8 protein-coding genes are annotated in these 10,925 nt (G+C 68.9%); 1 reads left to right on the top strand and 7 read right to left on the bottom strand.

Annotation, left to right across the window (positions count from 1 at the left end; all coding sequences use genetic code 11):
• Window positions 1–109: 109 nt before the first annotated feature.
• From PCA_RS04055 to PCA_RS04035, 5 genes are all read right to left on the bottom strand, one after another.
• Window positions 110–823, bottom strand: a complete 714-nt coding sequence (locus PCA_RS04055) for a YebC/PmpR family DNA-binding transcriptional regulator (RefSeq protein ID WP_181301243.1) — start codon at window positions 821–823, stop codon at window positions 110–112.
• A gap of 41 nt (window positions 824–864) precedes the next feature.
• A complete protein-coding gene (locus tag PCA_RS04050) occupies window positions 865–1,524 on the bottom strand; it encodes an alpha/beta hydrolase (RefSeq protein WP_181301241.1) in 660 nt (219 codons plus the stop codon).
• Window positions 1,525–1,654: 130 nt separating this feature from the next.
• Window positions 1,655–3,418, bottom strand: coding sequence for an aspartate--tRNA ligase (gene aspS, locus PCA_RS04045; RefSeq protein WP_181301239.1), 1,764 nt, complete (start codon window positions 3,416–3,418; stop codon window positions 1,655–1,657).
• Window positions 3,419–3,548: 130 nt separating this feature from the next.
• Complete coding sequence (locus PCA_RS04040; protein WP_181301238.1) at window positions 3,549–4,094, bottom strand: DUF3011 domain-containing protein; 546 nt, start codon at window positions 4,092–4,094, stop codon at window positions 3,549–3,551.
• A 106-nt stretch (window positions 4,095–4,200) separates the two neighbouring features.
• Window positions 4,201–4,506, bottom strand: coding sequence for a zinc ribbon domain-containing protein (locus PCA_RS04035; protein ID WP_181301236.1), 306 nt, complete (start codon window positions 4,504–4,506; stop codon window positions 4,201–4,203).
• A 286-nt stretch (window positions 4,507–4,792) separates the two neighbouring features.
• On the opposite strand from PCA_RS04035, the gene PCA_RS04030 reads away from it, so the two are divergent.
• Window positions 4,793–7,285, top strand: coding sequence for a TonB-dependent receptor (locus PCA_RS04030; protein ID WP_181301234.1), 2,493 nt, complete (start codon window positions 4,793–4,795; stop codon window positions 7,283–7,285).
• 82 nt (window positions 7,286–7,367) lie between these two features.
• Here the strand turns inward: PCA_RS04030 and clpB are convergent, their stop codons facing one another.
• A complete protein-coding gene (gene clpB, locus PCA_RS04025; protein WP_181301232.1) occupies window positions 7,368–9,950 on the bottom strand; it encodes an ATP-dependent chaperone ClpB in 2,583 nt (860 codons plus the stop codon).
• 113 nt (window positions 9,951–10,063) lie between these two features.
• A complete protein-coding gene (pgeF, locus tag PCA_RS04020) occupies window positions 10,064–10,813 on the bottom strand; it encodes a peptidoglycan editing factor PgeF (RefSeq protein WP_181301230.1) in 750 nt (249 codons plus the stop codon).
• Between the last annotated feature and the right edge of the window lie 112 nt (window positions 10,814–10,925).

Raw genomic sequence — 10,925 nt, 5'->3', positions numbered from 1 at the left:
AGCGACACCTTTATCTGCTTCGCGATCCCGGAGCACGCAGCCACACCGGCTCCGTACTCAGACCGAATCCCCCATCCCCAATCCCCAATCCCGACAACGCCTTGCTGCCCTAGGGCAGCAGCGCGTTGTGATACACCTCGCTGACGTCGTCAAGCGCGTCCAGCTTGTCGAGCAAGGTGTTGAGCGCATCCAGCGTGTCGCCGGCCACCGCCACGCGGTTGTTCGGGCGCATGCCCACGCCGGCGTGCTCGGATTCCAGCCCGGCCGCCGCCAGCGCCTGCTGCACCGCCTCGAAATGCTCCGGCGCGCACAGCACCGTGCTTTCGCCGTGCTCGTTGACCACGTCGTCGGCGCCGGCCTCCAGCGCCGCTTCCAGCACCTTCTCCTCCTGCGCCTCGTCGCCGTCGGTGGGGAACACCAGCTCGCCGCAACGGCTGAACTGGAACGCCACCGAGCCCGAGGTGCCGAGGTTGCCGCCGTGCTTGGTGAGCACGTGGCGCACGTCCGCCACGGTGCGCACCGGATTGTCGGTGAAGCAGTCGACGATCAGCGCGATGCCGCCAGGACCGTAGCCCTCGTAGCGCATGTCCTCGCCGGCGCCGTCGGCGCCCGAGCCGCGCTTGATCGCGCGCTCGATGGTGTCCTTGGTCATGTTGGCGGCCAGCGCCTTGTCCACCGCCGCGCGCAGGCGCGGGTTGCTGGCGGGGTCGGCCACGCCGGCGCGGGTGGCGACGGTGATCTCGCGGATCAGTTTGGTGAACACCTTGGCGCGCTTGGCGTCTTCGGCGTTCTTGCGGCCTTCGATGGACGGACCTCTACCCATGGCAATACCCGGACGTGCGTGAAAAGGACAAGCCGGCGATTTTACTGCAAGTCGGGCGAGCTGCCGCCAGTCTCCGCCCCTGCGTCGAAGCGCCCCAGCCGCAGGAACGTGTCGACCCGCTGCGCTACTTCCTGCGAAAACAGCAGGCCGGTATGGTTCGCCTCCACCACGCAGTGGTCGGCCACGCCCGGCAGCCGGGTTTCCTCCACCGCCACGGTGCCGTCGTGCTCGCCGGCCAGCTGGCCCAGCATCGCGCCCAGCCCCAGCGGCATGCGCCCGGCGATCACGCCCACCTCGCGCGGACCGTCCCAGCGGTCGAAACCCTGCTCCAGCAAGGTGCGATTGTGCCCCAGCAGCACCTCGCCGCTGCGCCCCCACGCCGCGAATGCGCGCGCCGCGGCGCTGCCCTTGAGCGGCGAGCCCAGGCAAACCACGCGCCCCGGCGGCAGCGTCGCGGCATCGAGGCAGGCGCGCAGCGCCAGCAGGCCGCCCAGGCTGTGACCCACCAGATGCACGGTATCCGGCGCATAGCCGCTCATCCGCGCCTGCAACCCCGCGAGGATGCGTTCCTGCGACGAGGCCACGCTGAGGTAGTCGAAGCGGTGCACGCGGTAGCCGTCGGCGATCAGCCGGCGGTGCAGCATGCCCAGCGCGAAGCCGCGCATCCACAGGCCGTGCAGCAGGATCACGTGTTCGATCATGAGCTTCCCGGGGTGTGCCCTCCTTCCGGGAGGAGGGTCGGGGCCGGCATCCGGTGTTGTGCCAACACCGGCGCCGCCCCTCATCCGGCCCTGCAGGCCATCATCTTCCCGCGCGCGGGAAGGAACAAGGTCAGGCCTTCTGGACCGCCACCGCCACGTGCAGTTCCTTCAGCTGCGCGTCGCTCACCATCGACGGCGCGTCGGTCATCAGGTCCTGCGCGCTGGTGGTCTTGGGGAAGGCGATCACGTCGCGGATCGATTCGGTGCCGGCCATCAGCGCCGCGATGCGGTCGATGCCGAACGCCACGCCGCCATGCGGCGGCGCGCCGAACTTCAGCGCCTTGAGCAGGAAGCCGAACTTCATCTCGGCCTCCTCGGCGCCTATGCCCAGCAGCTCGAACACCGCGCTCTGCATCTCGGGGCGATGGATGCGGATCGAGCCGCCGCCGATCTCGTTGCCGTTCAGCACCATGTCGTAGCCGCGGCTCACCGCGGTGGCGGCGTGGCTGCGCAGGTCGGCGATGTCGTCGATCTTCGGCGCGGTGAACGGGTGGTGCAGGGCCACGTAGCGCTGCGCCTCCTCGTCGTACTCGAACATCGGGAAGTCGGTGACCCACAGCGGCTGCCAGCCCTCGTCGACCAGGCCGCGGTCCTTGCCGACCTTGATGCGCAGCGCGCCCATGAAGTCGGTGACCGTCTTCCACTTGCCCGCGCCCACGAACACGATGTCGCCGGAGGCCGCCCCGGTGGCCTGCAGCACGGCGTCCAGCGCCGCGTCGTCGAGGAACTTCGCCACCGGCGAGTTGATGCCTTCGCGGCCCTTGTCCAGGTCGTCCACCTTGATCCAGGCCAGCCCCTTCGCGCCGTACTTCGCGACGTACTCGGCGAGGCCGTCGATCTCCTTGCGCGACAGCGCCGCGCCGCCCGGCACGCGCAGCGCGGCCACGCGCCCGGCCGGATCGTTCGCGGGCTCGGCGAACACCTTGAACTCCACGTGCTTCAGCGCCTGGGCCACGTCCACCAGTTCCAGCGCGATGCGCAGGTCGGGCTTGTCGGAGCCGTAGCGGCGCATCGCCTCGGCCCAGGTCATGCGCGGGAACGGCTGGGCCAGTTCCACGCCCTGCACTTCCTTGAACACGTGGCGGATCATCGCCTCCACGAAGTCCTGCACGTCCTTCTCTTCGACGAAGGCGAATTCGAGATCGAGCTGGGTGAATTCCGGCTGGCGATCCGCGCGCAGGTCCTCGTCGCGGAAGCAGCGCGCGACCTGGTAGTAGCGGTCGAAGCCCGCCATCATCAGGATCTGCTTGAACAGCTGCGGCGACTGCGGCAGCGCGTAGAACTGGCCCGGATGCACGCGGCTGGGCACCAGGTAGTCGCGCGCGCCTTCCGGCGTGGCCTTGGTCAGGATGGGCGTCTCGATGTCCTGGAAGCCGCGCGCATCCAGGTAGCGGCGCAGCGCCTGCACCAGCCGGATGCGCCGGCGCATCATCGCCTGCATCTCGGGACGGCGCAGGTCGAGGTAGCGGTAGGTCATCCGCATGTCCTCGTTCGGATTCTCGTGCAGCGCGAACGGCAGGTCCTTCGCGGCGTTGAGGATCTCCACCTTGTCCGCCAGCACTTCCACCGTGCCGGTGCGCAGCTTGTCGTTCGCCGCCAGCCGCTTGCGCAGCGTGCCGGTGACGCGCACGCAGTATTCGTGGCCCAGCTCGCCGGCCACCGCGAACGCATCGGCGTTGTCGCGCTCCACCACCACCTGCGCCAGTCCCTCGTGGTCGCGCAGGTCGATGAAGGCCACGTGGGCCTGCAGGCGGATCTTGTTGACCCAGCCGCACAAGGTGACGGCCTGGCCCGACATCGACTCGTCGATGAGGCCGCAGTAATGCGTGCGCATGCGCTTGGAACTCCGGGCCGCAGCCCCTGGAAACGGGAGGAAAGACCCGGAATGTTAGCATCACGGCGCCGCGGGCCGCCGCGGGCCGGCCGGCGCACGCCGCGTGGCGGCGCCGGCGAAACGGCCGGCGTTATCGGCCCCAGCGGCCTTCGCGGAACTGCGCCCGGCAGCCGTCCTTCACCCATACGCTGTAGGGATCGGAACCCCAGGTGCGACCCTCGATGCAGGCCGCGCTGGACATCTGCCGCGACAGCGCCGAGGAGCGCCACGGCATCCTGCAGCGCGTGCCGCGATTGTCGTTGCTGGCGCAATAGACTTCCTGGCCGCCGTAGCCCGGACCGCCGCCATGGCCCGGGCGGCCGCCGTAGCCACGCGCATCGCGGAAGTTGGCGCGGCAACCGTCCTTCACCCACACGGTGTGGGGATCGCTGCCCCAGGTGCGGCCCTGGATGCAGGCGGTCTTGGACATCTGCTGGGCCAGCGACGAATCGCGCCACGGCATCTGGCAGCGGGTGCCGCGGTTGTCGTTGCTGGCGCAATAGACTTCCTGCCCGCGGCCGCCCTGGCCCGGACCCTGGCCGTCGCCCCAGCGTTGCGCCAGCGCGTCGCCGGAGGCGAAGCAGCCTGCGGCCAGCAGCACGGTGGAAGCCAGCACGATCTTGAGCGCGTTCTGCATGACGGCCGTTCCCTGCGAATGGATGGTGCGGACAAGGTAGCCGAGCTGTACTCCGTCCGGTATCACCGGGCTGTCGCAACAGCCTGCGTCGATTCAGCTTGCGCGATCAGTCGCCAGAACCGGCCGCCGGAGCGGGTGCGGGCGCCGGGGTCGGAGCCGCGGCAGCAGGCGCAGGCGCGGGAGCGGGAGCGGCGCCGCCATCGCCGGCCAGGTTCCGCTTCCGGTCGCCGTCCTTCTTGAAATCGGTCTCGTACCAGCCGCCGCCGGCGAGCCGGAACGCGGGCGCGCTGACCCGCCGGTGCAGCTTGGGCGCGCCGCAGTGGGGGCAGTCGACGGGATCGGCATCGGACAGTTTCTGCAGGTGGTCGAAGCGGTGACCGCACTGGCTGCATTCGAATTCGTAGATCGGCATGGGTACTCCGGAAGCTGGCGCCCGCAACGTCCGGACTGGCCGGACGGGGCACACAGCGCCCCATTATCGGCCCGTTCCGTGGCTTTTCAATGCGCCATGCGGCGCATGGACACCCGGGTGCGGCGGGGTCAGGCTGCCGGCGCGAGGGAATTCCGGACCGCCGCATCCGCGCCAGGGAACGCGCCAGGCCGCTCGTTTTGGACGTCTATACGTCTATTGACGAAAAGTTTCTGCGGCACTAGCCTGCAATTGTTGCAATGCATCATCCACTTCCCTGGGGACCCCCATGAACAAGAAAACCAATACCCTGATCCCGGCCGCCCTGGCCGCCGCCGTGCTGCTGGCGCTGGCCAGCGCCCCGGTTGCCGCCCAGGACGCCAACGCCGCCGGCAGCGCCGACGCGGCCGCCAAGGCGAAGCAGTTGCAGACCGTGATCGTCACCGGCACCCGCTCCGCCAGCCGTACCGAAAGCAGCTCGCTGACGCCGATCGACGTGGTCTCGGCCCAGGCGCTGCAGCAGACCGGCACCACCGACCTGCCCACCGCGCTGGCGCGCATCATCCCCTCGCTGAACTTCCCGCGCCCGGCCGCCGCCGACACCGCCGACACCCAGCGCCCCGCGCAGCTGCGCGGCCTGTCGCCGGACCAGGTGCTGGTGCTGGTGAACGGCAAGCGCTGGCATCCCGGCGCGATCCTGCTCAACAACGGCGTGATCGGCCGCGGTTCGCAACCGGTGGACCTCAACACCATCCCGCTCTCGGCGATCGACCATATCGAGGTGCTGCGCGACGGCGCCTCCGCCCACTACGGCTCCGACGCGATCGCCGGGGTGATCAACGTGATCCTGAAGAAGGGCGCGGCGGGCGGCGACGTGGAAGTGAGCGGCGGCCAGTATTCCGCAGGCGACGGCCGGCAGTGGCTGGGCTCGGCCAACTTCGGCATTCCGCTCAACGGCGACCAGGGCTGGCTGCGCCTCACCCTGGAAAGCGGCAACCAGGACCACACCAACCGCGCCGGCCCGGACAACCGCTCGCCGGCCTGGGAAGCGCTGGGCGTCAACTTCCGCCAGGGCGACCCCGACGTGCACAGCAACAACGTGCTGCTGAACGCGCAGTACAACATCACGCCGGACGTGGAGTTCTACGCGTTCGGCCACTACGGCCACCGCAACAGCACCTCGCCGGCGTTCTTCCGCTACGGCCTGAACAGCCCGAAGCCGAACAACCCGCTGATGGCCTCGCTCTACCCGAACGGCTTCCTGCCGCTGGAGAACGCCGACTCCACCGACCAGTCGCTGGTGGCCGGCGTGCGCGGCACCGTGAACGGCTGGCGCTGGGACGTGTCGGCCAACTACGGCGGCAACCGCGTCTCCTACGAAACGCGCAACAGCCTGAACTACGCCTACCTGCACGACTTCGGCAACACGCCCACGGCGTTCCAGGACGGCATCCTCAAGGCCACCCAGCAGTCCTTCGACATCGACATCGCCAAGGACTTCCGCCCCAGCTGGCTGCCCAACCCGCTCACCGTGGCCTTTGGCACCGAATACCTGCGCCAGGGCTACCAGATCGCCGCAGGCGCGCTGCCGTCCTGGTACGTGGGCACCTCGGGCACCGCGGGCGGCGCGCAGGGTTTCGCGGGCTGGCAACCGGCCAACGCCGTGAACGCCTCGCGCCACGACGTGGCGGAATACATCGACTTCGAGACCAACCTCACCGACAAACTCGGCGCCTCGCTGGCGGTACGCCACGAGAACTACTCCGACTTCGGCAGCACCACCTCGGGTTCGCTGTCGGCGCGCTACGACTTCACCGACAGCTTCGCCCTGCGCGGCGGCGCTTCCACCGGCTTCCGCGCACCGTCGCTGGGGCAGGAATACTTCTCGCAGATCTCCTCGCTGTTCTATGCCGCGGGCAGCCTGCCGGGTCTTCCCGCAGGCATCTACAACCGCGGCCTGGTGCCGGTGGGCAGTCCGATCGCCACCCTGCTTGGCGCCGAACCGCTGAAGGCCGAGAAGTCGAGGAACTTCACCCTCGGCGCGGTGTGGAATCCCACTGAAGCGCTGAACCTGAGCGTGGACGTCTACCAGATCGAGATCGACAACCGCATCGCGCTCTCCGGCGCGATCTCCACGACCACGCCGAAGGTGGTCTCCTACCTCGCCGCCAACGGCATCACCAACCTGCAGTACAGCAGCGTCAACTACTTCACCAACGCCGCCGACACGCGCACGCGCGGCGTCGATTTCGTGGGCACCTACGTGGCGAAGCTCGGCGACGCCGGCACCCTCACCAGCACGCTCAGCGCCAACTACAACCAGAACAAGGTCACCAGCGTCAAAGCCAACCCGGCCGTGCTGGACAACCTCGGCGTCAGCTTCGTGCGCCTGAACCGCCAGGACATCAAGGGTTATCTGGCCAACACCACGCCGCGCAGCAAGCTGATCCTCAGCGAGCAGTACGACGTCGGCAACTGGGGCTTCACCGGCACGCTCACCCGCTACGGCCGCTACACCAGCTACGTGAGCAGCCTGTCCACCTACAACCCGGCGGCAGGCATCGTCGACCAGACCTTCACCCCGAAGTGGATCCTGGACCTGGCAGGCAACTACCGCTGGCAGCACTGGACCTTCACCCTGGGCGCGGACAACGTGCTGAACAACCACCCGGACAAGAACATCGCCAACAACACCAACAACGGCACGCTGCCCTATTCCACCTACTCGCCGTTCGGCTACAACGGCGCCTACGTGTACGGCAAGGTGCGCTACAGCTGGTGACGGCAGGTATCGCAGTCCGCTGAAACGAAAACCCCGGCGCACGCCGGGGTTTTCGTTGGGTGCCGCGTCGATCGCCCGTCGCTCAGGACGCCTCGAACGCCAGGTGCCCGCCCCTGGCATCCACCGCGATGGTGCTGCCGGGCGCGTAGCGGCCTTCGAGGATCTCCTTCGCCAGCGGGTTCTCCAGCTGCTGCTGGATCGCACGCTTCAGCGGCCGCGCGCCGTACACCGGGTCGAAGCCCACGTTGCCGAGCAGGTCCAGCGCCTTCTCGCTGATTTCCAGCTTCAACTGGCGCTCGGCGAGGCGCTTCTCCAGCGCGGTGAGCTGGATCAGCGCGATGCGGCGGATCTGCTTCTTATCCAGCGGACGGAACACCACCAGCTCGTCGAGGCGGTTGATGAACTCCGGACGGAAGTGCGCCTGCACCACGCCCAGCACCGCGGCCTTCATCTGCACGTAGTCGGCCTCCGAATCGCCGGCCTGCTCCTGGATCAGCTGCGAGCCGAGGTTGGAGGTCATCACGATCACGGTGTTGCGGAAGTCCACCGTGCGGCCCTGGCCGTCGGTGAGGCGGCCGTCGTCCAGCACCTGCAGCAAAATGTTGAACACGTCAGGATGCGCCTTCTCCACCTCGTCCAGAAGGATCACACTGTACGGGCGGCGGCGTACCGCCTCGGTGAGGTAGCCGCCTTCCTCGTAGCCCACGTAGCCCGGGGGCGCGCCGATCAGGCGGCTCACGGCGTGCTTCTCCATGAACTCGCTCATGTCGATGCGCACCATCGCGTCCTGGGTGTCGAACAGGAATTCGGCCAGCGCCTTGCACAGCTCGGTCTTGCCCACGCCGGTGGGGCCGAGGAACAGGAAGGAACCGCTGGGCCGGTTGGGATCGGACAGGCCCGCACGCGCGCGGCGCACCGCGTCGGACACCGCGCGCACGGCCTCGTCCTGGCCCACCACGCGCTTGTGCAGCTCATCCTCCATGTGCAGCAGCTTCTCGCGCTCGCCTTCGAGCATCTTCGACACCGGGATGCCGGTCCAGCGCGCCACCACCTCGGCGATTTCCTCGGCGGTGACCTTGTCCTGCACCAGGGTGAATTCCTGCTTCTCGGCGGCCTGCGCGGCGGCGAGCTGCTTCTCCAGCTCCGGCAGCTTGCCGTACTGGATCTCGCTCATCCTGGCGTAGTCCTGCTGGCGCTGGGCCGCTTCCAGCTCAAGGCGCGCCGCCTCGATCTGCTCCTTCACCTTGGTGGTGCCCTGCAGCGCGGCCTTCTCCGATTTCCATATCTCGTTGAGGTCGGAGAACTCGCGCTCCAGCTTGGCGATGTCGGTTTCCAGGTCGGCGAGGCGCTGCTTCGACTCGCTGTCCTTCTCCTTCTTCAGCATCTCGCGCTGGATCTTGAGCTGGATCAGCCGGCGTTCGAGGCGATCCAGCTCCTCCGGCTTGGAGTCGATCTCCATGCGGATGCGCGAGGCCGCCTCGTCCATCAGGTCGATGGCCTTGTCCGGCAGCTGGCGGTCGGGGATGTAGCGGTTGGACAGCGTGGCCGCGGCGACGATGGCGGGGTCGGTGATCTCCACGCCGTGGTGCACGGCGTAGCGCTCCTTGAGGCCGCGCAGGATCGCGATGGTGTCCTCCACCGAGGGCTCGCCCACGTACACCTTCTGGAAGCGGCGCTCCAGCGCGGCGTCCTTCTCGATGTACTGGCGGTATTCGTCCAGCGTGGTGGCGCCGATGCAGTGCAGCTCACCGCGCGCCAGCGCGGGCTTCAGCATGTTGCCGGCGTCCATGGCGCCGTCGGCCTTGCCGGCGCCGACCATGGTGTGCAGCTCGTCGATGAACAGGATGATCTGGCCTTCGTTCTTGGCGAGATCGTTCAGCACCGCCTTGAGGCGCTCCTCGAACTCGCCGCGGAACTTCGCGCCCGCGATCAGCGCACCCATGTCCAGCGACAGCACGCGACGGTCGCGCAGGCCTTCGGGCACTTCGCCCTTCACGATGCGCTGGGCCAGGCCTTCGACGATGGCGGTCTTGCCGACGCCGGGCTCGCCGATCAGCACCGGGTTGTTCTTGGTGCGCCGCTGCAGCACCTGGATGGTGCGGCGGATTTCCTCGTCGCGGCCGATCACCGGGTCGAGCTTGCCGGACTCGGCGCGCTCGGTGAGGTCGATGCAGTATTTCTGCAGCGCCTGGCGCTGGTCCTCGGCGTTCTCGCTCTGCACCTTCTCGCCGCCGCGCACCTGCTCGATGGCGGTTTCGAGCCTGGCCTTGGTGGCGCCCGCGGCCTTCAGCGCCGCGCCCAGCTCGCCCTTGTCCTCCAGCGCCGCCAGCACGAACAGCTCGCTGGCGATGAACTGGTCGCCGCGCTGCTGCGCCAGCTTGTCGGTGAGGTTGAGCAGGCGATTGAGCTCGTTGCCCACGTTGATGTTGCCTTCCTGCCCGCTGACCTTGGGCAGGCGGTCGAGCAGCTCGTTCACGCGCTGGCGCAGCGCCGGCACGTTCACGCCCGCGTGCGTGAGCAGCGGCGCGGTCGAGCCGCCCTGCTGGGCCAGCAGCGCCGCCATCACGTGCACGGGTTCGAGCATGTTGTTGTCGCGGCCCACGGCCAGCGACTGGGCGTCGGCCAGCGCCTGCTGGAAACGCGAGGTGAGTTTGTCCATACGCATCGGTGCAATCCCCACAAAGGTTTGGCGGCCACGCCGCCACTGCCCACGGAAATGCGGACGACGCCCGGCGATTCAAGCAGATGCAGCGCGCCAGCGGCATCCTGGCGCGCGGATCAGCCGCCAGCCAGCCAGATCAGGCTCGCGAAACGTCCGCTGCGCGCGCCGTCCCGCCGGTACGAGTAGAACCGCTGGTCGGTGAAGGTATCGAAGCCGCCTCCGTGCACCCGCGCGATGCCGGCGGCGGCCAGCCGCTGCCGCGCCAGCGCGGCCAGGTCGCAGCGCCAGTGTCCGGGGCGCGTGGCCTGGAAACAGGCGGCAGCCTCCGCCGAATGCCCCACGAAGGCGCTGCGTACTTCCTCGCCCACTTCGTAGGACGGGCCGCCTATGCACGGCCCCAGCCACGCCTGCAGGCGCCCGGGCGCCAACTGCATCTGTTCGACGGTGGCCTCCAGCACGCCGGCGGCAAGGCCGCGCCAGCCCGCGTGGGCGGCGCCGATCGCGCTGCCGTCGTCGGCGCAGAACAGCACCGGCAGGCAGTCGGCGGTGAGGATGGCCAGCACGGTGCCCGGGATGCGCGAGACCGCGGCATCGGCCTGGGGTTCGCCCGTGCCGGGCAAGGGGCCGAGTTCGGCCACCGTTGCGCCGTGCACCTGGTGCAGCCAGCGTGGCGCGCTGGGCAGGTTCAGCGCCTGGCGCAGCACGCCGCGGTTGCTTTCCACCACCTCGACCGCCTCGCCGCTGCGCAGGCCCAGGTTGAAGCGTGCGAACGGCGGCGCCGAAACGCCGGGGCCCGCGCAGGTGCTCACCGCCGCGTGCACGCGGGCGGGCGCCGGCCAGTCGGGGAAGATCCAGGTGTCGGTCATGTCCATCGACGCGGGCGAAGCTGGGAAGCGACAAGCATCGCATAGGCGCGCCGCCGATGCCCGGACAGACTGGACGCGGCAAGAGCAGCCTGCCCCGGCCCTCCCCTGCATG

This window comes from Rhodanobacter sp. PCA2, from assembly GCF_013620825.1.
GTDB lineage: Bacteria > Pseudomonadota > Gammaproteobacteria > Xanthomonadales > Rhodanobacteraceae > Rhodanobacter_A.
This window is presented reverse-complemented; position numbering and strand designations above follow the sequence as displayed.

Coding starts and splice junctions, on each gene's coding strand:
- PCA_RS04055 (WP_181301243.1), bottom strand. CDS start 823: ATGGGTAGAGGTCCGTCCATCGAAGGCCGCAAGAACGCCGAAGACGCC.
- PCA_RS04050 (WP_181301241.1), bottom strand. CDS start 1,524: ATGATCGAACACGTGATCCTGCTGCACGGCCTGTGGATGCGCGGCTTC.
- aspS (WP_181301239.1), bottom strand. CDS start 3,418: ATGCGCACGCATTACTGCGGCCTCATCGACGAGTCGATGTCGGGCCAG.
- PCA_RS04040 (WP_181301238.1), bottom strand. CDS start 4,094: ATGCAGAACGCGCTCAAGATCGTGCTGGCTTCCACCGTGCTGCTGGCC.
- PCA_RS04035 (WP_181301236.1), bottom strand. CDS start 4,506: ATGCCGATCTACGAATTCGAATGCAGCCAGTGCGGTCACCGCTTCGAC.
- PCA_RS04030 (WP_181301234.1), top strand. CDS start 4,793: ATGAACAAGAAAACCAATACCCTGATCCCGGCCGCCCTGGCCGCCGCC.
- clpB (WP_181301232.1), bottom strand. CDS start 9,950: ATGCGTATGGACAAACTCACCTCGCGTTTCCAGCAGGCGCTGGCCGAC.
- pgeF (WP_181301230.1), bottom strand. CDS start 10,813: ATGACCGACACCTGGATCTTCCCCGACTGGCCGGCGCCCGCCCGCGTG.